At 62.6% G+C, this 23,013-nt stretch carries 18 protein-coding genes; 14 read left to right on the top strand and 4 right to left on the bottom strand.

From position 1 onward, the window contains the following. The first annotated feature begins 3 nt into the window (after window positions 1-3). The 4 genes from ACTORR_RS07025 to ACTORR_RS07010 all read left to right on the top strand — a co-directional run bounded on the left by ACTORR_RS07025 (window position 4) and on the right by ACTORR_RS07010 (window position 5,884). The gene (locus tag ACTORR_RS07025; protein WP_313365443.1) at window positions 4-636 is read left to right on the top strand and encodes a DsbA family protein; all 633 of its coding nucleotides are present in this window, start codon (window positions 4-6) and stop codon (window positions 634-636) included. Beyond that, the gene (locus ACTORR_RS07020) at window positions 629-2,461 is read left to right on the top strand and encodes an ABC transporter ATP-binding protein (protein WP_054886394.1); all 1,833 of its coding nucleotides are present in this window, start codon (window positions 629-631) and stop codon (window positions 2,459-2,461) included. Before ACTORR_RS07025 ends, ACTORR_RS07020 begins: the two co-directional genes overlap by 8 nt. Before the next feature lie 142 nt (window positions 2,462-2,603). Then, the gene (locus ACTORR_RS07015; protein ID WP_212632674.1) at window positions 2,604-5,060 is read left to right on the top strand and encodes an EAL domain-containing protein; all 2,457 of its coding nucleotides are present in this window, start codon (window positions 2,604-2,606) and stop codon (window positions 5,058-5,060) included. Between the two features lie 38 nt (window positions 5,061-5,098). Next, the gene (locus tag ACTORR_RS07010) at window positions 5,099-5,884 is read left to right on the top strand and encodes a TenA family transcriptional regulator (RefSeq protein WP_054887176.1); all 786 of its coding nucleotides are present in this window, start codon (window positions 5,099-5,101) and stop codon (window positions 5,882-5,884) included. A 125-nt stretch (window positions 5,885-6,009) separates the two neighbouring features. On the opposite strand, the gene ACTORR_RS07005 is transcribed toward ACTORR_RS07010, so the two are convergent. The 3 genes from ACTORR_RS07005 to ubiG form a co-directional block, all read right to left on the bottom strand. Then, a complete protein-coding gene (locus ACTORR_RS07005; protein ID WP_054887175.1) occupies window positions 6,010-6,750 on the bottom strand; it encodes a YciK family oxidoreductase in 741 nt (246 codons plus the stop codon). Window positions 6,751-6,912: 162 nt separating this feature from the next. Further along, complete coding sequence (mupP, locus tag ACTORR_RS07000; protein WP_054887174.1) at window positions 6,913-7,584, bottom strand: N-acetylmuramic acid 6-phosphate phosphatase MupP; 672 nt, start codon at window positions 7,582-7,584, stop codon at window positions 6,913-6,915. Window positions 7,585-7,586: 2 nt separating this feature from the next. Further along, window positions 7,587-8,285, bottom strand: a complete 699-nt coding sequence (gene ubiG, locus ACTORR_RS06995) for a bifunctional 2-polyprenyl-6-hydroxyphenol methylase/3-demethylubiquinol 3-O-methyltransferase UbiG (RefSeq protein ID WP_054887173.1) — start codon at window positions 8,283-8,285, stop codon at window positions 7,587-7,589. 112 nt (window positions 8,286-8,397) lie between these two features. Here ubiG and mtnA point away from each other — a divergent pair, with 112 nt between their 5' ends. The 7 genes from mtnA (at window position 8,398) to rpsA (ending at window position 19,783) form a co-directional block, all read left to right on the top strand. Then, complete coding sequence (gene mtnA / locus ACTORR_RS06990; protein WP_054887172.1) at window positions 8,398-9,474, top strand: S-methyl-5-thioribose-1-phosphate isomerase; 1,077 nt, start codon at window positions 8,398-8,400, stop codon at window positions 9,472-9,474. 332 nt (window positions 9,475-9,806) lie between these two features. Next, window positions 9,807-12,569 (top strand): DNA gyrase subunit A, encoded by a 2,763-nt coding sequence (gene gyrA, locus ACTORR_RS06985; RefSeq protein ID WP_054887170.1) that lies wholly within the window; start codon window positions 9,807-9,809, stop codon window positions 12,567-12,569. A gap of 149 nt (window positions 12,570-12,718) precedes the next feature. Then, window positions 12,719-13,804, top strand: coding sequence for a 3-phosphoserine/phosphohydroxythreonine transaminase (gene serC / locus ACTORR_RS06980; protein WP_054887178.1), 1,086 nt, complete (start codon window positions 12,719-12,721; stop codon window positions 13,802-13,804). Then, window positions 13,804-14,898, top strand: coding sequence for a prephenate dehydratase (pheA, locus tag ACTORR_RS06975; protein ID WP_085675434.1), 1,095 nt, complete (start codon window positions 13,804-13,806; stop codon window positions 14,896-14,898). The genes serC and pheA overlap by 1 nt, the downstream gene beginning before the upstream one ends. Window positions 14,899-15,091: 193 nt before the next feature. Beyond that, window positions 15,092-17,299 (top strand): bifunctional prephenate dehydrogenase/3-phosphoshikimate 1-carboxyvinyltransferase, encoded by a 2,208-nt coding sequence (locus ACTORR_RS06970; RefSeq protein ID WP_313364214.1) that lies wholly within the window; start codon window positions 15,092-15,094, stop codon window positions 17,297-17,299. After that, window positions 17,296-17,982 carry a (d)CMP kinase gene (gene cmk, locus ACTORR_RS06965; RefSeq protein ID WP_054886603.1) on the top strand — a complete coding sequence of 229 codons (687 nt, stop codon included), beginning with the start codon at window positions 17,296-17,298 and terminating at the stop codon, window positions 17,980-17,982. Before ACTORR_RS06970 ends, cmk begins: the two co-directional genes overlap by 4 nt. Before the next feature lie 124 nt (window positions 17,983-18,106). After that, entirely contained in the window at window positions 18,107-19,783 is a 1,677-nt protein-coding gene (gene rpsA, locus ACTORR_RS06960; protein WP_012313291.1) for a 30S ribosomal protein S1, read from the top strand. Window positions 19,784-19,928: 145 nt separating this feature from the next. Here rpsA and ACTORR_RS06955 read toward each other — a convergent pair whose 3' ends face one another. After that, entirely contained in the window at window positions 19,929-20,522 is a 594-nt protein-coding gene (locus ACTORR_RS06955; protein WP_054886604.1) for a hypothetical protein, read from the bottom strand. Window positions 20,523-20,877: 355 nt separating this feature from the next. Between ACTORR_RS06955 and ihfB the strand changes: the two genes are divergently transcribed. The 3 genes from ihfB (at window position 20,878) to ACTORR_RS06940 (ending at window position 22,983) form a co-directional block, all read left to right on the top strand. Next, complete coding sequence (gene ihfB / locus ACTORR_RS06950; RefSeq protein WP_054886605.1) at window positions 20,878-21,174, top strand: integration host factor subunit beta; 297 nt, start codon at window positions 20,878-20,880, stop codon at window positions 21,172-21,174. 18 nt (window positions 21,175-21,192) lie between these two features. Next, window positions 21,193-21,456: a lipopolysaccharide assembly protein LapA domain-containing protein gene (locus ACTORR_RS06945; RefSeq protein WP_054886606.1), complete on the top strand. Its 264-nt coding sequence runs from the start codon at window positions 21,193-21,195 to the stop codon at window positions 21,454-21,456. Between the two features lie 102 nt (window positions 21,457-21,558). Further along, window positions 21,559-22,983 carry an MBL fold metallo-hydrolase gene (locus ACTORR_RS06940; RefSeq protein ID WP_313364199.1) on the top strand — a complete coding sequence of 475 codons (1,425 nt, stop codon included), beginning with the start codon at window positions 21,559-21,561 and terminating at the stop codon, window positions 22,981-22,983. The last annotated feature ends 30 nt before the right edge of the window (window positions 22,984-23,013 follow it).

The following is a 23,013-nucleotide window of genomic DNA, read 5'->3' as shown; positions in this document are numbered from 1 at the left end:
ACCATGACCGCCCGCCTGATCTATGTGATGGACCCGATGTGCTCCTGGTGCTGGGGTTTCGCACCTGTGGCTGCGGCCCTGATCGCACAGGCCGCCGAGGCGGGCGTCAGCACGCGGCTGGTGCCGGGCGGGCTGCGCAGCGGCGGCAGCGCGTTGGACGGCTCGACCCGCAAATACATCCTCGAGCACTGGCAAGCGGTGGCCGAAGCCACCGGGCAGCCGTTCCGTTTCGACGGCGCCATGCCTGACGGCTTCGTCTACGACACCGAGCCGGCCTGCCGCGCCCTGGTCACTGCCCGCGAGCTGGACGCCGAACGTGTCTGGCCGCTGCTGGCGCTGATCCAGCGTTCGTTCTACGAGCAGGGCGTGGATGTCACCCGCGCGCCGCAACTGGTCGAGCTGGCCGAACAGGCCGGCTTCGACCGCGAGCGCTTCGCCCAGCAGTTCACCAGCCATGATATTCGCGCCGCCACCAGCGCCGACTTCAGCTGGGTACAGGACCTTGGCATCGCCGGCTTCCCGACCCTGCTAGCTGAGCGTAACGGCCAGCTGGCGTTGCTGACCAATGGCTACCAGCCGCTGGGCAGCCTGCAACCGCTGCTTGGCCGCTGGCTACAGCAGGCCGTCTGTGCTTGATCTGCCAGGGTCGCACGACCCTGTGCCAGGGAAGCCCGCCGCTGTGTCCGATCGCCTGAGCTGGGCGGAAATCCGGCGCCTGGCCCTGCATCACAAGAAAAACCTCTGGGCCGCCAACCTGGTCGCCGTACTGGCAGCCTGCTGCGCGGTGCCGATCCCGTTGCTGTTGCCGTTGCTGGTTGACGAAGTGCTGCTGGGCCACGGCGATGCCGCGCTGAAATGGATGAACCAGCTGCTACCGAGCGCCTGGCAAGTGGCGGCCGGCTACATCGGCCTGATGCTGGTGGCCACGTTGTGCCTGCGCCTGGCGGCGCTGGCCTTCAACGTGGTGCAGGCCAAGCTGTTCGCCGGTTTGGCCAAGGACATCGTCTACCGCCTGCGCATTCGCCTGATCGAGCGCCTCAAGCGCATCTCGCTGAAGGAATATGAAAGCCTGGGCAGCGGCACCGTGACCACGCACCTGGTCACCGACCTGGATACCCTCGACAAGTTTGTCGGCGAGACCTTGAGCCGCTTCCTGGTGGCCATGCTGACCCTCACCGGCACGGCGGCGATCCTGATCTGGATGCACTGGAAACTGGCGTTGCTGATCCTGTTGTTCAACCCGCTGGTGATCTACTTCACCGTGCAGCTGGGCAAACGCGTCAAGCACCTGAAGAAACTCGAGAACGACAGCACCTCGCGTTTTACCCAGGCATTGTCGGAGACCCTGGATGCCATCCAGGAAATCCGTGCCGGCAACCGCCAGGGCTATTTCCTCGGCCGCCTTGGCCTGCGGGCCCGTGAAGTGCGCGACTATGCCGTGGAATCGCAATGGAAGAGCGATGCCAGCGGCCGCGCCAGCGGTCTGCTGTTCCAGTTCGGTATCGACATCTTCCGTGCGGCGGCGATGCTGACCGTGCTGTTTTCCGACCTGTCGATCGGCCAGATGCTGGCGGTGTTCAGCTACCTGTGGTTCATGATCGGCCCGGTGGAACAGCTGCTCAACCTGCAGTATGCCTACTACGCTGCCGGCGGTGCGCTGAGCCGGCTCAATGAGCTGCTGTCGCGGGCCGACGAGCCGCAGTACCCGGCGTCCTGTGACCCGTTCAGCGGCCGCGAGACGGTGGGTATCGAGGTGCGCGACCTGCGGTTTGCCTATGCCGACGAGCCGGTGCTGGACCAGCTGAACCTGGCCATTGCCCCCGGTGAGAAAGTGGCAATCGTCGGTGCCAGTGGTGGCGGCAAGAGTACCTTGGTGCAGTTGCTGCTGGGCCTGTACAGCGCGCAGGCCGGGACTATCCGCTTTGGCGGTGCCAGCCTGCAGGAAATCGGCCTTGAGACCCTGCGCGAGAATGTCGCGGTGGTGCTGCAGCACCCCTCGCTGTTCAACGACAGCGTGCGCGCCAACCTGACCATGGGCCGCGAATGCACTGACGAAGCGTGCTGGCAGGCACTGCGCATTGCCCAGCTGGACGCCACCATTGCCGCCTTGCCGCAAGGGCTGGACAGCGTGGTCGGCCGGTCGGGGGTGCGCCTTTCCGGTGGCCAGCGCCAGCGCCTGGCGATTGCCCGCATGGTCCTGGCCGAGCCCAAGGTGGTGATTCTCGATGAAGCCACCTCGGCGCTGGATGCTGCCACCGAGTACAACCTGCACCAGGCACTGGCGCGCTTCCTCAGCGGCCGCACCACGCTGATCATTGCCCACCGCTTGTCGGCGGTGAAGCAGGCCGACCGCGTGCTGGTATTCGACGGCGGGCATGTGGCCGAGGATGGCGACCATCAGCAGCTGATCGCCGAGGGTGGGCTGTATGCCAAGTTGTATGGGCATCTGCAACAAACCTGACGGCTTCCTATCGCCTGTGCCCGCGAAGAATCCAGCACAATCCATGAAGGTGTGAAATTCCCCTCCACTCAGATGGCAAATGGCCTACGCTGTGCTTGTCTGGGTTGATTCAAAGTCTTATCTGCTCTGCGACAGGGACTAAATGAAGGGAAATCGCACACAAGAAGCGCCTAGGTTGGCAGGTATCATCTGGCCCTTCATCGCCGTTGTCGTGTTCCAGGTGTTGCTGGGTAGCCTCAGCCTTTATGCGTTGTCGGCGGTACGTGCCTACGTCGCCGGTGAAAGCCTTTGGTCCAAGGCGCAGAAAGACGCCATCTATTACCTCAACCTGTATGCCGATGACCGCGACGAGCGTACCTATCAGCGCTATCGCCAGGTCATGACCGTGCCCCAGGGCGACCACGAACTGCGTGAACTGCTCGACCAGGCCAGCCCGGACCTGCAAGGCGCCCGTCAGGCTGTGCTGCAGGGGGGCAACCACCCGGACGATGTCGACCGGATCATCTGGTTCTACCGTAATTTTCGCCAGGTCAGCTATATGCAGACGGCGATCGATTACTGGAACATCGGCGATGATTACCTGATCAAGCTCGATATGCTGGCCAGCGACATGCACGCGGGTTTTGCTGCGGGGCAGGTCAGCGCTGCCCAGCTCGATGACTGGAAAGCCCGCATCGTCGCGATCAACGAAGGCGTCACGCCGGCCGCCAAGGCCTTCAGCGATGCGTTGGGCGAAGGCTCGCGGATGCTGCTGCGGGTGCTGCTGGTCACCAACCTGCTGACTGCGCTGTTCCTCATCACCTTTGCCTGGCGCCGTTCGAGCAAGCTGCTGGCCCAGCGCCAGGCCTTCGCCAATGCCCTGCGGGAGGAGAAGGAGCGGGCGCAGATCACCCTCGAGGCGATTGGTGATGCGGTGATCACCGCCGATGTCGAGGGTAATATCGGCTACATGAACCCGGCTGCCGAGCAGTTGACCCACTGGCAGTCCGGGCAGGCCCTGGGGCTGCCGTTGGGGGCGTTGTTCAGCCTGCTCGACGAGCAGCAGGAGGGCGAAGGCAGCACGCTGGTCGAGCAGGTGCTCAGCGGCAGCCTCGAGGGCGGCGCTGAGCATGCCCGGCTGATCCAGCGCCTGGATGGCAGCACGGTTTCGGTCAACCTGGTCGGTTCGCCGATCATCAACAACGACCAGGTGGCGGGCATCGTGCTGGTGCTGCACGACATGACCCAAGAGCGCCAGTACATCGCCAACCTGTCCTGGCAAGCCACCCATGACGCCTTGACCGGCCTGGCCAACCGTCGCGAATTCGAATACCGCCTGGAACAGGCGCTCAACAGCCTGGTGCGCCAGGCCGGGCGGCATTCGCTGATGTTCCTCGACCTCGACCAGTTCAAGCTGGTCAACGACACCAGTGGCCATGCAGCGGGTGACGAGCTGCTCAGGCACATTTGCGCGGTGCTGCAGTCAGGGCTGCGCGAAGGTGACACCTTGGCGCGCCTGGGCGGCGATGAATTTGGTGTGCTGCTGGAGAATTGCCCGCCCGAACAGTCCGAGCGCATCGCCGAGAACTTGCGCCAGGCCGTGCAGAGCCTGCACTTCGTGTGGAAGGGCAGGCCGTTCGTGACCACCGTCAGTATCGGCCTGGTGCACATCGCGCAGGTGCCGGGCACGCTGGAGGCCTCGTTGCGAGCTGCCGACATGGCCTGCTACATGGCCAAGGAAAAGGGCCGTAACCGGGTACAGGTGTACCACGCCGACGACAGTGAACTGTCCATGCGCTTTGGCGAGATGGCCTGGATCCAGCGCCTGCACGTGGCCCTGGAGGAGAACCGCTTCTGCCTCTATTGCCAGGAAATCGCCGCGCTGAAAGACATCGAGGGGCCGGGCCATATCGAGATACTGCTGCGCCTGCATGACGAAAGCGGTCGCACCATCCTTCCCGACAGTTTCATCCCGGCCGCCGAGCGCTATGGCCTGATGACGGCGCTGGACCGCTGGGTGGTGCGCAACGTGTTCCAGGTCATCCGCCAATGCCTGGATGAAGGGCGGGAGGGGCCGTTGGCGATGTGCGCGATCAACCTCTCGGGGACGAGCATCGGCGACGACAAGTTCCTCGAGTATCTGCAGCGGTTGTTCGTCGAATATGCCATTCCGCCGCGCATGGTCTGCTTCGAGATCACCGAGACCAGCGCCATCGCCAACCTGGGCAGCGCAATCCGCTTCATCAATGAATTGAAGGGGCTGGGTTGCAAGTTCTCACTGGATGACTTCTGCGCCGGGATGTCGTCATTTGCCTATTTGAAACATTTACCGGTCGACTTCTTGAAGATCGACGGAAGTTTTGTCAAAGATATGCTCGACGACCCGGTCAATCGTGCCATGGTCGAGGTGATCAATCACATCGGCCACGTCATGGGCAAGCGGACCATCGCCGAGTTCGTCGAAACACCGTTGATCGAGCAGGCCTTGCAGGAGATCGGCGTGGATTACGCCCAGGGCTATCTGATTGAACGACCGCAGGTGTTCACCTGCGACAGTCTGCAGCGCCAACGGATTGCTGCGCGGCCCTTGCTGCATCGGGCGCCAGGTACTTTTCGCTGAACACGTCCGCCAAATCACAAGGATCAAGGAGCTGAAAAGTGATTGATGCATTCGTACGTATCGGGCCCTTGATGGACCCGGCCAGCTACCCCCAGTGGGCCCAGCAACTGATCGAAGATTGCCGCGAAAGCAAGCGACGGGTGGTCGAACATGAGTTCTACCAGCGTCTGCGCGATGGCCAGCTGCGCCAGTCGACCATTCGCCAGTACCTGATCGGTGGCTGGCCGGTGGTCGAGCAGTTTTCCTTGTACATGGCCCATAACCTGACCAAGACCCGCTATGCCCGCCACCCTGGCGAAGACATGGCGCGGCGTTGGCTGATGCGTAACATCCGCGTCGAGCTCAACCATGCCGACTACTGGGTCAACTGGTGCCAGGCCCATGGCGTGCACCTGCACGAGCTGCAGGCGCAGGATGTACCGCCAGAACTGAACGGGCTGAACGACTGGTGCTGGCGGGTGTGCACCACCGAGTCGCTGGCGATTGCCATGGCGGCGACCAATTATGCGATCGAAGGGGCGACGGGCGAGTGGTCGGCGGTGGTCTGCGCTGCAGACACCTACGCCATGGGGTTCCCGGAAGATCAGCGCAAGCGGGCGATGAAGTGGTTGAAGATGCATGCCCAGTACGACGACGCGCACCCTTGGGAGGCGCTGGAGATCATCTGCACGCTGGCGGGCGAGAACCCGACCCTGGGGCTGCGCACCGAACTGCGCAAGGCCATCTGCAAGAGCTATGACTGCATGTACCTGTTCCTGGAACGGTGCATGCAACTGGAAGGGCGCCAGCAAGGGCGCCTGCGCCCGGCCTTGGCTGCTGGCTGAAATTTCTGGGGCCGCTTTGCGGCCCTTTCGCGACACAAGGCCGCTCCTACACCGGATCGCATTCCCCTGTAGGAGCGGCCTTGTGTCGCGAAAGGGCTGCAAGGCAGCCCCGGCAATCTCGAGCCTTACTGCGCGTTGAGCGCCTGCCCGTTCACATCTTTGCTATCCGGCCCCATCAGGTACAGATAGACCGGCATGATCTCTTCCGGCAGCGGGTTGTTCTGCGGGTTCTCGCTCGGATACGCCTGGGCCCGCATCGCCGTGCGCGTAGCGCCGGGGTTGATGCTGTTGGAGCGCACTGGTGCCACGCCTTCCAGTTCGTCGGCCAGGGTCTGCATCAGCCCTTCGGTGGCGAACTTCGACACCCCGTAGGCACCCCAGTAGGCCCGGCCCTTGCGCCCGACGCTGCTCGAGGTGAACACCACCGAGGCATCTTCAGACAACTTGAGCAGTGGCAACAAGGTGCTGGTGAGCATGAAGGTGGCGTCGACGTTGATGTGCATCACGCGCATGAAATTGTCGCCCGACAGCTGCTCCAGCGGCGTGCGCGGGCCGATGATCGAGGCGTTGTTGAGCAGGCCGTCGAGGCGGCCGAACTGCTCTTCGATCATTACCGCCAGCTCGTCGTACTGATGGGGCAGGGCGGTTTCCAGGTTGAATGGGATCACCACGGGCTGCGGGTGGCCGGCGGCCTCGATCTGGTCATAGACCTCGTTGAGGTTGGCCTCGGTCTTGCCCAGCAGCAGCACGGTAGCGCCCACGGCGGCATAGGCCTTGGCAGCAGCGGCGCCGATGCCGCGGCCGGCGCCGGTGACCAGGATGACGCGGCCGGCGAGCAGGCCGGGGCGGGCAGTGTAGTCGAACATTGAATATTCCCTGTGATCGTGAGGGCGAATGCGATCCCTGTGGGAGCGGGCGTGTCGAGGCGTCGAACCGCCGCGAACACGGGCGTAGCCCGTGCCAGGCACCGGGGTGTCTGCTTCGCGGGCTTGCCCGCTCCCACAGGGTCAGCCGTCAGTCGTCATGGATCAACAGCCGCACAGGGCGCTGTCGATCACCTTGCGCAGTTCCAGCGGGTGGTCCACCACCACATCGGCGCCCCAGTTGTTCGGGTTGTCCTCTGGATGAATATAGCCGTAGCGCACCGCCGCCGTGCGGGTGCCGGCGTCGCGGCCGGACTCGATGTCGCGCAGGTCGTCGCCGACGAACAGCACGCTGGCCGGGTCCAGGTCCAGCGTCTTGCACGCGAGGATCAGCGGCTCCGGGTCGGGTTTGCTGTTCTTCACGTGGTCCGGGCAGATCAGCAGGGCCGAACGCTCGGCCAGGCCCAGTTGCTGCATGATCGGCTCGGCGAAGCGCACCGGTTTGTTGGTCACCACGCCCCACAGCAGGTTGCCCTTTTCGATGTCGGCCAGCAGCTCGCCCATGCCGTCGAACAGCTTGCTGTGCACGGCGCAGTCACGCTGGTAGCGCTCGAGGAACTCCAGGCGCAGGGCCTCGAAGCCTTCGGCCTCGGGGTCCATGGCGAAGGTGGCCGCAACCATGGCGCGGGCGCCGCCGGAAATCACGTCGCGGATCCGTTGGTCATCGATGGCCGGCAGGCCGCGCTCGGCGAGCATGGCCTGGCAAATGGCGATGAAGTCCGGCGCCGTGTCGAGCAGGGTGCCGTCCATGTCGAAGAGTACTGCTCGCAAACGCATGGTCATTCCTCGCGCAGGGTCTGGATCATGTAGTTGACGTCAACGTCGCTGCTGAGCTTGTAGTGCTTGGTCAGCGGGTTGTAGGTCAGGCCGATGATGTCCTTGACCTCGAGGCCGGCGACACGGCTCCACGCGCCGAGCTCGGACGGGCGGATGAACTTCTTGAAGTCGTGGGTGCCGCGCGGCAGCATCTTGAGGATGTACTCGGCGCCGACGATGGCCAGCAGGTAGGCCTTCGGGTTGCGGTTGATGGTCGAGAAGAACACCTGGCCACCGGGCTTGACCATGCGGTGGCAGGCGCGGATTACCGACGACGGGTCGGGTACGTGCTCGAGCATTTCCAGGCAGGTGACCACGTCGAACTGCTCGGGCATTTCTTCGGCCAGGGCTTCGGCGGTGATCTGCCGGTATTCGACCTCGACGCCCGATTCCAGCTGGTGCAGCTGGGCGACCGCCAGGGGGGCCTCACCCATGTCGATGCCGGTGACGGTGGCGCCGCGCAAGGCCATGGCCTCGCTGAGGATGCCACCGCCGCAGCCAACGTCCAGCACCTTCTTGCCCGCCAGGCCGACGCGCTCGTCGATCCAGTTGACGCGCAGCGGGTTGATGTCGTGCAGCGGCTTGAACTCGCTTTCGCGGTCCCACCAGCGGTGGGCCAAGGCTTCGAACTTGGCGATTTCGGCGTGGTCGACGTTGCTCATTGAACAATCCTCTGGAACTTGCACTTCAAATGGGGCGCAGTATACCCGAGCGTCTGCGGCCGAGGGTCGCTATAATCGCCGGCTTTTGATATCCGAACGACGGGGAGAGGCAATGCGCGAGCGACTTTTGGCGGCGGAGAAGGTGACCGGGATGCGCTGGCAAGGCGGCGCCCTGCACCTGCTCGACCAGCGCCTGCTGCCGTCGGAAGAACGCTGGCTGACCTGCGACAATGTCGCGCAGGTGGCGGCGGCGATCCGCGACATGGCTGTGCGTGGCGCCGCTGCCATCGGCATTGCCGCTGCCTATGGCCTGGTCCTGGCCCTGGAAGAGCGCCTGGCCCAGGGGGGCGACTGGGAAATGGACCTGGAAGAGGACTTCCTCAGCCTGGCCGAAGCCCGGCCCACCGCGGCCAACCTGTTCTGGGCGCTGAACCGCATGCGTGAGCGACTGCTGCGGGTGCGTGGCGCCGAAGACGTGCTGGCCGCGCTGGAAGCCGAAGCGATCGCCATCCATGAAAGTGACCGCGAAGCCAACCTGACCATGGCCCAGCACGGTATCGAGCTGATCCGTCGCCATCAGGGCAACGAGCAGACCTTGCTGACCTACGGCAACGCCGGCGCCCTGGCCAGTGGTGGTATCGGTACGGCCCTGGGGGTGATTCGCGCCGGTTATCTGGAGGGGATGGTCGAGCGGGTGTACGCCGGGGAGACACGCCCTTGGCTGCAGGGCTCGCGCCTGACCGCCTGGGAGCTGGCCAAGGAGGGCATCCCGGTGACGCTGTGTGCCGACTCGGCGCTGGCCCACCTGATGAAGACCAAGGGCATCACCTGGGTGGTGGTCGGCGCCGACTGCATTGCCGCCAATGGCGATGTGGCGAGCAAGATCGGCACTTACCAGCTGGCCGTCAGTGCCATGCACCACGGCGTGCGCTTCATGGTGGTGGCGCCGAGCACCAGCATCGACCTCAACCTGGCCACCGGTGAGGATATTCCGCTTGAGGAGCGTGAGGCCGATGAGTTGCTGGACTACGCCGGCACCCGTGTGGCACCGCCGGTTGAGGCCTTCAACCCGGTATTCGACGTGACCCCGGCCGATCTGATCGACGTGATCGTCACCGAGCGCGGCATCGTCGAGCGGCCGGATACCGCCAAGCTGGCCCAACTGATGTGTCGCAAGCGGTTGCATTGATCATTGCCTGTACCGGCCTCTTCGCGGGCTCGCCCGCTCCCACAGGGAGGTGCGGTCCTCTGTGGCAGCGGGCGAGCCCGCGAAGAGGCCGGCACGGGCAACGAAAATCCTCGGCCTGAGGCCACCTGCCATATCTCCCCACCGCCCCGCCTTTGTGATAACATCCGGCAGTTTCCAGGACCGCCCAAGAAGGCGGCCTTCATTGCGCAGATCCATGCAACAACTCATTGATTTGTCGTAAGTCGTCGCACCCCTATGCGTTGCGGCGGCGAGCTTCGTTCGGCCCTTGATGGAGCTGCGAAGTTTCACCAGAAAAAGGAATCAGGCTTCTCATGGGCGAACTGGCCAAAGAAATCCTCCCGGTCAATATCGAAGACGAACTGAGACAGTCTTACCTCGACTACGCGATGAGCGTGATTGTCGGGCGAGCGCTGCCCGATGCGCGTGATGGCTTGAAGCCCGTGCATCGTCGCGTTCTCTATGCGATGAGCGAACTGGGCAACGACTGGAACAAGCCGTACAAGAAATCCGCCCGTGTGGTCGGTGACGTGATCGGTAAGTACCACCCGCACGGCGACACTGCGGTCTACGACACCATCGTGCGTATGGCCCAGCCGTTCTCGCTGCGCTACCTGCTGGTCGACGGCCAGGGCAACTTCGGTTCGGTCGACGGCGACAACGCCGCCGCCATGCGATACACCGAAGTGCGCATGACCAAGCTGGCCCACGAGCTGCTGGCCGACCTGCACAAAGAGACCGTCGACTGGGTGCCCAACTACGACGGCACCGAGCAGATCCCGGCAGTCATGCCGACCCGTATCCCCAACCTGCTGGTCAACGGTTCCAGCGGTATCGCCGTGGGTATGGCGACCAACATCCCGCCGCACAACCTCGGTGAAGTCATCGATGGTTGCCTGGCGCTGATCGACAACCCGGACGTCACCGTGGATGAGCTGATGCAGTTCATCCCCGGCCCGGACTTCCCGACTGCCGGCATCATCAACGGCCGCCAGGGCATCATCGAGGCCTACCGCACTGGCCGTGGCCGCATCTACATGCGCGCCCGCTCCGAGATCGAAGACATCGACAAGGTCGGTGGCCGCCAGCAGATCGTCATCACCGAGCTGCCGTACCAGCTGAACAAGGCCCGCCTGATCGAGAAGATCGCCGAGCTGGTCAAAGAGAAGAAGATCGAAGGCATCACCGAGCTGCGCGATGAGTCCGACAAGGACGGCATGCGCATCGTCATCGAGCTGCGCCGCGGCGAGGTGCCGGAGGTGGTGCTCAACAACCTCTACCAGCAGACCCAGCTGCAGAGCGTGTTCGGCATCAACGTGGTCGCCCTGGTTGATGGTCGCCCGCGTCTGCTCAACCTCAAGGACCTGCTCGAAGCGTTCGTCCGTCACCGCCGCGAAGTGGTGACCCGCCGCACCGTGTTCGAGCTGCGCAAGGCCCGTGAACGCGGCCACATCCTTGAAGGCCAGGCGGTCGCGCTGTCCAACATCGACCCGGTGATTGCCCTGATCAAGGCCTCGCCGACGCCTTCCGAAGCCAAGGAAGCGCTGGTTTCCACCCCCTGGGAATCCAGTGCCGTGCAGGTCATGGTCGAGCGCGCCGGCGCCGATTCCTGCCGCCCTGAAGACCTGCCGGAGCAGTACGGCCTGCGTGAAGGCAAGTATTACCTGTCGCCGGAGCAGGCCCAGGCCATCCTCGACCTGCGCCTGCACCGCCTGACCGGCCTGGAGCACGAGAAGCTGCTGGCCGAGTACCAGGAGATTCTCGAGCAGATCGGCGAGCTGATCCGCATCCTCAGCAGCGCCCAGCGCCTGATGGAAGTGATCCGCGAAGAACTCGAAGCGATCCGTGCCGAGTACGGCGATGCCCGTCGCACCGAAATCCTCGATGCCCGTCACGACCTCAACTACGGCGACATGATCCCGGAAGAAGAGCGCGTGGTGACCATCTCCCACGGCGGCTATGCCAAGACCCAGCCGCTGTCCGCCTACCAGGCCCAGCGCCGCGGCGGCAAGGGCAAGTCGGCCACCGGCGTGAAGGACGAGGACTACATCGAGCACCTGCTGGTCGCCAACAGCCACGCCACCCTGTTGCTGTTCTCCAGCAAGGGCAAGGTGTACTGGCTGAAGACCTACGACATCCCTGAAGCGTCGCGCGCCGCCCGCGGTCGCCCGCTGGTCAACCTGCTGCCGCTGGAAGAAGGTGAGCGCATCACCGCCATGCTGCAGATCGACCTCGAGGCCCTGCAGCAGAACGCCGACCCTGAAGAAGAGCTGGAAGACGGTGACGACGGTGTCATCGAGGGCGAAATCGTCGAGGCGGAAGAAATTGACGAAGAAGACGGCGACACCCCTGAATGGGTGGCCGAGCCGACTGGCGCCTACATCTTCATGGCCACTGCCTCCGGTACCGTCAAGAAGACCCCGCTGGCACAGTTCGCCCGCCCACGCTCCAGCGGCCTGATCGCCCTGAAGCTGAAGGAAGGCGACACCCTGATCGCTGCGGCAATCACCGACGGCGCCAAGGAAGTCATGATGTTCTCCGACGCCGGCAAGGTGATCCGCTTCGCCGAGAGCGTGGTTCGCGAAATGGGCCGTACCGCCCGTGGCGTACGGGGCATGAAGCTGGGCAAGGGCCAGCGGATCATTTCGATGCTGATCCCGGAATCCGGGGCGCAGATCCTCACCGCTTCGGAACGTGGCTTCGGCAAGCGCACCCCGCTGTCCAAGTTCCCGCGTCGCGGGCGTGGCGGCCAGGGCGTGATCGCCATGGGCACCAAGGGGCGCAACGGCTTGCTGATCGGCGCCATCCAGGTGCAGGAAGGCGAGGAAATCATGCTGATTTCCGACCAGGGCACCTTGGTGCGCACGCGGGTCGGTGAAGTGTCGAGCCTGGGTCGTAACACCCAGGGTGTGACCCTGATCAAGCTGGCCACCGATGAAACCCTGGTGGGCCTGGAGCGTATCCAGGAGCCATCCGAGGACGAACTCGATGATGTGATCGAGACGGACGAAGAAGGCGTCGGGGCCGATGCTCCGGATGATGAAGCTGCAGGCGCCGAAGAGGCTCCGCAGGAATAAGCAAGCGTAAAACCCGAGCGGGGCGACCAAGGTCGCCCCGTTTGACTGTGTAGGAGCGAGCACAGCTCGCGATGCAGGCACCACGGTTCCTGCAGGATATGTAGCAACCGAATCAAGATTTTGTTCTATTTGGCAGAGCGAGAGTGGATGTGAGCAAACGAGCCTTTAACTTCTGCGCAGGCCCTGCCGCGCTTCCTGACGCTGTGTTGCAGCGCGCCCAGGCCGAGATGCTGGACTGGAACGGCAAGGGCTTGTCGGTGATGGAGATGAGCCATCGTAGCGACGATTACGTGGCCATCGCCGAAAAGGCCGAGCAGGACCTGCGTGACCTGCTGTCCGTCCCCTCGAACTACAAGGTGCTGTTCCTGCAGGGCGGTGCCAGCCAGCAGTTCGCGGAAATTCCGCTGAACCTGCTGCCGGAAAACGGCACTGCCGACTACGTCGAAACCGGTATCTGGTCGAAAAAGGCGATCGAGGAAGCGCGCCGCTTTGGCACCGTCAATGTTGCCGCCAGCGCCAAGCCGTACGATTACCTGGCCATTCCGGGCCAGAATGAGTGGAAGCTGACCAAGAACGCCGCTTACGTCCACTATGCGTCCAACGAGACCATCGGTGGCCTGCAGTTCGACTGGGTTCCGGAAACCGGCGACGTTCCGCTGGTGGTCGACATGTCTTCCGACATCCTCTCGCGCCCGATCGACGTTTCGCAGTACGGCATGATCTACGCCGGCGCGCAGAAGAACATCGGCCCGAGCGGGCTGGTGGTGGTGATCGTTCGTGAAGACCTGATCGGCCGCGCCCGCAGCAGCTGCCCGACCATGCTCGACTACAAGGTCGCAGCCGACAACGGCTCGATGTACAACACCCCGGCTACTTATTCCTGGTACCTCTCGGGCCTGGTGTTCGAATGGCTCAAGGAGCAGGGTGGCGTCGAGGCCATGGAGCAGCGCAACCGCGCCAAGAAGGACCGCCTGTACGGTTTCATCGACGCCAGCGAGTTCTACACCAACCCGATCAGCCACAACGCCCGTTCGTGGATGAACGTGCCGTTCCGCCTGGCTGACGAGCGCCTGGACAAGGCTTTCCTCGCCGGCGCCGACGCCCGTGGCCTGCTCAACCTCAAGGGCCACCGCTCGGTTGGCGGTATGCGTGCCTCGATCTACAACGCCCTGGGCCTGGAGGCGGTAGAAGGCCTGGTGGCCTACATGGCCGAATTCGAGAAGGAGCACGGCTGATGTCCGAACAGGAACTCAAAGCCCTGCGCGTACGTATCGACAGCCTTGACGAGAAGATCCTCGAGCTGATCAGCGATCGCGCCCGCTGCGCCGAAGAAGTGGCGCGGGTCAAGACTGCCTCCCTGGCGGAAGGCGAAAAGCCGGTGTTCTACCGCCCCGAGCGTGAGGCTGCGGTGCTCAAGCGCGTGATGGAGCGCAACAAGGGGCCGCTGGGCAACGAAGAGATGGCGCGTCTGTTCCGCGAAATCATGTCGTCCTGCCTGGCCCTGGAAGAGCCGCTCAAGGTCGCCTACCTCGGCCCTGAAGGCACCTTCACCCAGGCTGCGGCCATGAAGCATTTCGGCCATGCCGTGGTCAGCCGCCCGATGGCGGCCATCGACGAAGTGTTCCGTGAAGTGGCGGCCGGTGCCGTCAACTTCGGCGTGGTACCGGTGGAAAACTCCACCGAGGGTGCGGTCAGCCACACCCTCGACAGCTTCCTCGAGCACGACATGGTGATCTGCGGCGAAGTCGAGCTGCGCATCCATCATCACCTGCTGGTGGGCGAGAACACCAAGACCAACAGCATCACTCGCATCTACTCCCACGCCCAGTCCCTGGCCCAGTGCCGCAAGTGGCTGGACGCGCACTACCCGAATGTCGAGCGCGTGGCCGTTTCGAGCAACGCCGAGGCGGCCAAGCGGGTCAAGGGCGAGTGGAATTCGGCGGCGATCGCCGGCGATATGGCGGCCAACCTGTATGGCCTGACTCGCCTGGCCGAGAAGATCGAGGACCGCCCGGACAACTCCACGCGCTTCCTGATGATCGGTCAGCAAGAAGTGCCGCCGACCGGCGACGACAAGACCTCGATCATCGTCTCGATGAGCAACAAGCCAGGGGCGCTGCATGAACTGCTGGTGCCTTTCCACGAGAACGGCATCGACCTGACCCGTATCGAAACCCGTCCGTCGCGCAGCGGCAAGTGGACCTACGTGTTCTTCATCGATTTCGTCGGTCACCACCGCGACCCGCTGATCAAGGCGGTACTGGAGAAGATCAGCCAGGAGGCCGTGGCGCTCAAGGTGCTGGGTTCCTATCCGAAGGCAGTGCTTTGATTCAGGGCCTTGGGGCCGCTGCGCGCCCCTTCGCGGGCTTGCCCGCTCCCACAGGTGTAATAAGCATCCCCCTGTGGGAGCGGGCGCGCCCGCGAAGGGGCGCGCAGCGGCCCCAATGGGCCTCACATACTGCCTAGATTTCTGAACAGGGTTCGCACCAGTGGTAAATGCAGCAAAAACCAAACCCGCGCCAATCATCAACCGCCTGGTCGTAGTCGGCCTCGGCCTGATCGGTGGCTCCTTCGCCAAGGGCCTGCGTGAAAGCGGCCTGTGCCGCGAAGTGGTCGGCGTCGATCTGGACGCCCCGTCGCGCAAGCTGGCTGTCGAGCTGGGCGTGGTCGACCGTTGCGAAGAAGACCTCGCGGCCGCCTGCATCGGCGCCGACGTCATTCAGCTCGCCGTGCCGATCCTGGCCATGGAAAAGGTCCTCGCCCGCCTGGCCCGGCTTGACCTCGGCAATGCCGTGATCACCGACGTCGGCAGCGCCAAGGGCAATGTCGTGCGTGAAGCGCGTGCCGTCTTCGGTGAGCGCCTGCCGCGCTTCGTGCCCGGCCACCCCATCGCCGGTTCCGAGCAGAGCGGGGTAGAGGCCTCCAACGCTGCCCTGTTCCGTCGGCACAAGGTCATCCTTACGCCGCTGGAAGAGACCGACCCCGCCGCCCTGGCACTGGTCGACCGCCTGTGGCGTGCGCTGGATGCCGATGTCGAGCACATGCCGGTGGCGCGCCATGACGAAGTGCTGGCTGCCACCAGTCACCTGCCGCACCTGCTGGCCTTTGGCTTGGTCGATTCGCTGGCCAAGCGCAATGAAAACCTCGACATCTTCCGGTACGCTGCGGGAGGTTTCCGCGATTTCACGCGGATCGCCGGTAGCGACCCGACCATGTGGCACGACATCTTCCTCGCCAACCGCGAGGCAGTCCTGCGCACCCTGGACACATTTCGCAGCGACCTCGACGCCTTGCGCGACGCAGTCGATGCTGGGGACGGGCACCAGCTGCTGGGTGTTTTCACTCGTGCACGCGTTGCCCGCGAGCATTTCAGTAAAATCCTGGCCCGCCGGGCCTATGTGGACGCTATGAACGCCAACGATCTGATTTTCCTGGCCCAACCGGGTGGCCGCCTGACCGGGCGAATCCGCGTACCGGGCGACAAGTCGATTTCCCACCGTTCGATCATGCTCGGCTCGCTGGCCGAAGGCACGACCGAAGTCGAAGGTTTCCTCGAAGGCGAGGACGCCCTGGCGACCCTGCAGGCATTCCGTGACATGGGTGTGGTCATCGAAGGCCCGAACCATGGCCGCGTGACCATCCACGGCGTCGGCCTGCACGGCCTCAAGCCGCCACCTGGACCGCTTTACGTCGGCAACTCCGGCACCTCGATGCGCCTGCTCTCCGGCCTGCTGGCCGGCCAGCCGTTCGATGTCACCATGACCGGCGACGCCTCGCTGTCCAAGCGCCCGATGAACCGCGTGGCCAACCCGCTGCGCGAAATGGGCGCGGTGGTCGAGACTGGCCCGGACGGCCGTCCGCCACTGACCATTCGTGGCGGTAGCAAGCTGAAGGCGCTGACCTACACGCTGCCGATGGCCAGTGCCCAGGTCAAATCCTGCCTGCTGCTGGCGGGCCTGTATGCCGAAGGCAAGACCACCGTCACCGAGCCGGCCCCGACCCGTGACCACACCGAGCGCATGCTGCGCGGCTTCGGTTACGCGGTCGAGAGCAACGGCCCGGTCGCTTCGCTGCAATCCGGTGGCAAGCTCACCGCTACCCGTATCGAAGTGCCGGCAGACATCTCGTCGGCGGCGTTCTTCCTGGTGGCTGCGTCGATTGCCGAAGGCTCCGAGCTGGTGCTCGAGCACGTTGGCATCAACCCGACCCGTACCGGCGTGATCGACATCCTGCGCCTTATGGGCGGCGACATCACCCTGGAAAACCAGCGTGAAGTCGGTGGCGAGCCTGTGGCCGACCTGCGCGTACGGGGTGCCAAGCTCAAGGGTATCGACATCCCTGAAGCGCTGGTGCCGCTGGCGATCGATGAATTCCCGGTGTTGTTCGTTGCCGCTGCCTGCGCCGAAGGGCGTACCGTGCTGCGTGGCGCCGAAGAGCTGCGGGTGAAGGAGTCCGACCGCATCCAGGTCATGGCCGACGGCCTGATTACCCTGGGCATCAAGTGCGAGCCGACCCCGGACGGCATAATCATCGACGGCGGCCAGCTCGGCGGTGGCGAAGTGCACGGTCACGGTGACCACCGAATCGCCATGGCCTTCAGCGTTGCCTCGCTGCGTGCCAGTGCGCCGATCCGCATCCATGATTGCGCCAACGTCGCCACCTCGTTCCCCAACTTCCTCAAGCTGTGCGCCGACGTCGGCATCCGCGTCGCCGAAGAGGGCAAAGCGTGAATAGCCTGGCACCGGTCATCACCATCGACGGCCCGAGCGGCTCCGGTAAAGGTACGGTCGCCGGGCTGCTGGCCCGCGAGCTCGGTTGGCACCTGCTGGATTCCGGCGCGCTCTACCGCTTGCTGGCCTTCAACGCCAGCAATCACGGCGTCGACCTGACCAACGAAGAGCTGCTGACGAAGCTTGCCGCCCATCTGGATGTGCAGTTCATCGCCGCCCAGCCCGGTAAGCTTCAACAGACAATTCTCGAGGGCGAGGACGTCAGCCAGGTCATCCGTACCGAAACCGTCGGTGCCGGTGCTTCGATGGTCGCCTCGCTGCCAGCAGTGCGTGATGCGCTGCTGGAGCGCCAGCGGGCGTTCCGTGAAATGCCAGGCCTGATTGCAGACGGTCGCGACATGGGTACCGTGGTGTTCCCGGACGCGCCGCTGAAGGTGTTCCTCACCGCCAGTGCCGAGGAGCGCGCCCGTCGCCGCTACCTGCAGTTGAAGGGCAAGGGCGAAGATGTTAGTCTGTCGAGTCTGCTAGATGAGATTCGTGCGCGTGATGAACGTGACACCCAGCGTGCAGTGGCCCCGCTGAAACCAGCGGCCGATGCCATTCAGCTGGACTCTACCGAGTTGTCCATCGAGCAGGTGTTGCAACGTATCAGGAGCGAGCTCGCCCAGCGCGACTTGGTCTGATAGCCAGGAGAGCAGGCGGGGGCACCAGTCAACGTCCTGCCGGCTTTCCTTTACTTAAAACAAACCCACATTGTCTGGAATGTGGCGATGGGCGTCTGTTTCGCCCGAATCTACAGGAATTAAAATGAGCGAAAGCTTTGCAGAACTCTTTGAAGAAAGCCTGAAAACCCTCAATCTTCAGCCGGGTGCCATCATCTCCGGTATCGTTGTCGACATCGACGGCGACTGGGTTACCGTACACGCTGGCCTGAAGTCCGAGGGCGTCATCCCGCTCGAGCAGTTCTACAACGAAGCTGGCGAGCTGACCATCAAGGTCGGTGACGAAGTTCACGTTGCGCTGGACGCGGTCGAAGACGGCTTTGGCGAAACCAAACTGTCCCGTGAAAAAGCCAAGCGCGCCGAGTGCTGGATTGTTCTGGAAGCAGCTTTCGCCGCCGAAGAAGTGGTCAAGGGCGTTATCAACGGTAAGGTTAAGGGCGGCTTCACTGTCGACGTTAACGGCATCCGTGCGTTCCTGCCGGGCTCCCTGGTTGATGTCCGCCCAGTGCGCGACACCACCCACCTGGAAGGCAAAGAGCTGGAATTCAAGGTCATCAAGCTGGACCAGAAGCGCAACAACGTTGTCGTTTCCCGTCGCAGCGTGCTGGAAGCCGAGAACTCCGCCGAGCGCGAAGCCCTGCTGGAAACCCTGCAGGAAGGCCAGCAAGTCAAAGGTATCGTCAAGAACCTCACCGACTACGGCGCATTCGTGGACCTGGGCGGTATCGACGGCCTGCTGCACATCACCGACATGGCCTGGAAGCGCATCAAGCACCCATCGGAAATCGTTAACGTTGGCGACGAAGTCGACGTACGCGTTCTGAAGTTCGACCGTGAGCGCAACCGCGTTTCCCTGGGTCTGAAGCAGATGGGCGAAGATCCGTGGGTCGCTATCACTGCACGTTACCCAGAAGGTACCCGTGTACAGGCTCGCGTTACCAACCTGACCGACTACGGCTGCTTCGCTGAGCTGGAAGAAGGCGTTGAAGGTCTGGTGCACGTTTCCGAAATGGACTGGACCAACAAGAACATCCACCCGTCGAAAGTCGTTCAGGTTGGCGACGAAGTGGAAGTCATGGTTCTGGACATCGACGAAGAGCGTCGTCGTATCTCCCTGGGCATCAAGCAGTGCAAGTCCAACCCATGGGAAGACTTCTCCGGCCAGTTCAACAAGGGTGACAAGATCACCGGTACCATCAAGTCGATCACCGACTTCGGTATCTTCATCGGTCTGGACGGCGGCATCGACGGCCTGGTTCACCTGTCCGACATCTCCTGGAACGAAACCGGCGAAGAAGCCGTACGTCGTTTCAAGAAGGGCGACGAGCTGGAAACCGTCATCCTGTCGGTTGACCCAGAGCGCGAGCGCATCTCCCTGGGCATCAAGCAGCTGGAAGACGATCCGTTCTCCAACTTCGTTGCTGTCAACGACAAGGGCGCTATCGTCAAGGGCATCGTGAAAGAAGTTGACGCCAAAGGCGCCATCGTCACCCTGGCCGACGACATCGAAGCCACTCTGAAAGCTTCCGAAATCAGCCGTGACCGCGTTGAAGACGCGCGTAACGTCCTGAAGGAAGGCGAAGAGATCGAAGCCAAGATCATCAGCGTTGACCGCAAATCGCGCGTCATCAGCCTGTCGATCAAGTCGAAAGACGACGCTGAAGAGCGTGAAGCCATCCAGAGCCTGAAAAACGCTCCGGAAGCGGCTGCCGACACCACCATGGCTGCGCTGCTGCGCGAAGCAATGGCCAAGCAGAACTGAGTTCTGTTTGATCGGTAAAAAGGGGTGGCCTTCGGGCCACCCTTTTTTTGCCTGCGATTTCGTGGATGTAGTGTGTTTCGTGCAGGGCGGTTTAATACGGCGTCAAGCCACCGAGAGCACGGGGGAAGCCCTTGGGCTCTCCAGCTCAGCGAGCAGCAGTTTGTTCGCTTGGGGTGCCGACTGCCGAGTTAGCGCCCAAGGTTTTGAGGTCTGCTGCCGAAGGTGTGAACGTGACGGTATAGCGACTCAGGTCGCTTTCGTTTCGCTGGAAATGCACTGCGACTCGCTTGCCTTGCCACGAGATGGTCTTCATCTCATAGGAAGCACCCGAGCTTAGCTGGATCCGGCGGCTCAAGCTCGAGCTAGGTTGCCCCAGGGTATCCGTCAGAAAATCATTGACCAATTCGAGGCTGCTGGAATTGCCGGTCAACATCAGCTGACTGACAGCGTCGTCTTTCACGGCCGCGAAAAGCTGGTATCCAGAACTGATCGGAAGGTAGGGCAATCCGTGAATCTCATACTTGTCAGGATCCGTGGTGCTTGTCCGGCACAGCGTCGCTTGGCGTGGGCTGCTGTCAGGGCATTCGGGAACCTGGGCTTTGAAGTCGCCCTGAAACGGGACGCCTAGAAACTCTGATGGCTCATTGTCCCAAGGCTGCGGCTGGCCGCCGGATTGAGCAAAGCTGACCGAGGTGCTTAAGAGGGTCGCAAGTGCGAGCGAAAGGGGAGAGATCCGCATAAACGATCCTTGTGAGTACGACTCAACGAGCAAGGTAGGATAGGTATTTTGGAATCCGCTTTAAGTCAGATCAAAGCAGATACGTCTTACTCGCGATTATGACAAATCCTACAAGGCTTAGGTGTGTCGCGCTGACGATTTTCACGTATACGCTGGCTACATTTCCGATTTATGACATCAACGCTGCCTCTAGCAACAACGGCATGCCCCCCAAAAGAGGGGGTCAGCTCTTATTTCTTAACAATCCAATCTTGAATTTTTTTATTAAGTCAAGAACCACCCTGTTCAAATCCTTCCGGGCGTGCTACAAACTGATTAAGCAATGATCTAGCTGCTTGATAACGAAGGGAAAAATATGACGAAGTCGGAGCTGATCGAACGTATTGTCACCCATCAGGGGCTGCTCTCGTCCAAGGACGTGGAGTTGGCCATCAAGACCATGCTTGAACAGATGTCCCAATGCCTGGCCACCGGAGATCGTATCGAAATCCGCGGTTTCGGCAGTTTCTCCTTGCACTATCGCGCTCCGCGGGTAGGTCGCAACCCCAAGACCGGCCAGTCGGTCGAGCTCGAAGGCAAGTTCGTGCCGCATTTCAAACCGGGCAAAGAGCTGCGTGACCGGGTCAACGAAGAAGAGCACGAGCACACTTGAGTCAGAAGGAGCAGTCTGATGCGTAACCTGAAGCGCGCCCTGGCGGCGATGTTTGTGCTGCTGCTGGCGGCTGTCGTGTTGTTCTTCGTGCTGGAGAATCAGCAGGCCGTGTCACTGGTGCTCTTCGGTTGGTCGGCTCCGGCCTTGCCTGTGGCGGTACCTGTGCTTGCGGCTCTGGTCGTGGGCCTGGCTGTTGGTCCGCTGCTTGGTGCTTATGGGGTGCAGCGTAGCAAACGCAAGATTCGCGCATCTGCACGCCAAGCGCTGCTCGACGGCAATTGATGAAGGCGCCTACAGCTTCGTAGGAAAGCTTCACCTATGCGCGCAGTTGGGGGAGTGGAGTAATAGGCATCCATTCAGAAGCCCAGGCGAGCGCTTATTCATATGCAATTCCCTAGCATTTCCCATCACGGTGGTACCCACGGCGTAACCGGTTCCTGCCACCGGCTCCATCTGGATTCGACTACCAGCCTGTTGGTGGATTGCGGCCTGGAGCAGGGCGCCGAGGCGCCCTCAGGGGCGGGTTCGCTGCCTCCCGATTTTGCAGTGCAGGGTATCCAGGCGCTGGTGATCACTCACGTGCATCTCGACCATGTCGGGCGAATCCCGGCACTGCTCGCCGCGGGTTATCGTGGCCCGATCCTTTGCAGTGAGCCATCTGCAAAGTTGTTGCCACTTGTTCTGGAAGATGCCTACAAGCTGACCATCAGCAGCGAGCCTGCCCACGTAGCACGATACCTTGAGATCATCGATAGTCTGGTAGTGCCGGTTCCCTTTGGGAATTGGCACACAGTGGTCGAAAAATCCGAATTCAAGTGCATGATTCGTTTGCAGCGTGCCGGGCATTTACTGGGCTCCGCCTATGTGGAATGTGATGTGCAAACGGCGGACGTCAATCAGCGTATCGTCTTCTCCGGTGACCTTGGTCACGAAGGTAATCCATTGATGCGCCAGTTACAGCCACCGGAGCGGGCTGATGTTCTGGTATTGGAAAGCACCTACGGTGACCGCCTTCATCCGGATCGCAGTGATCGCCAGCAGCAGCTCGAGCGGGTCATCGATCGCGCGCTGCAGGACCGTGGCACCATCCTCATTCCCGCATTCAGCCTGGGCCGCACCCAGGAGTTGTTGTTCGAGCTCGAAGATATCCTTCACCGCAAGGGGCTTGGCGACCCTGCTGTAGTGCAGGGCGATGACACCTATGCATGGTCGCAGCTACCCATAATTCTCGACTCGCCATTGGCACAGCGTATTACGGGTGTCTATCGACAGCTGCATGACTACTGGAATGACGAGGCCAGAGCGCGGTTGGATCAGGGGCGCGACCCCTTGGGGTTTGGTCAGCTGGTTTGCGTCGATACACACGCACGTCACCGGCAGGTGGTGAATTACCTGAAGAGCACCGGACGCCCGGCGATTGTCGTTGCTGGGAATGGGATGTGCTCAGGCGGGAGGATTGTCGGCTATCTCAAGGCGATGCTGGCGGACCCGCGGCATGAGGTGGTGTTTGTTGGCTACCAGGCCAAGGGCACTCCTGGGGCTGAGATCCAGGCTAGTGAAGGTGCGGAAGGATTTGTGCGGATTGATCTGGATGGTGAGCTGTATGAGATCCGGGCCAAGGTGGTTTCGCTTGGAGGCTATTCGGCGCATGCGGATCAGGCGGGGCTGGTGAGATTTGCGCGGGGTTGTAATGCGCGGCAGGTAGTGTTGGTGCATGGTGAGGGACGGGCGAAGCAGGTGCTGGCACGGGTATTGAGGGAAACGTTTGCGGCGGCGGGAAATGAGCTGAGCGTCACGATTGCGGAATGACCGTTGGGCGGGAAGTGCGTAATCTGGAAA

Origin of the sequence: Pseudomonas sp. SAR267, assembly GCF_052077595.1 — a bacterium.
Taxonomy (GTDB): domain Bacteria; phylum Pseudomonadota; class Gammaproteobacteria; order Pseudomonadales; family Pseudomonadaceae; genus Aquipseudomonas; species Aquipseudomonas vlassakiae.
This window is presented reverse-complemented; position numbering and strand designations above follow the sequence as displayed.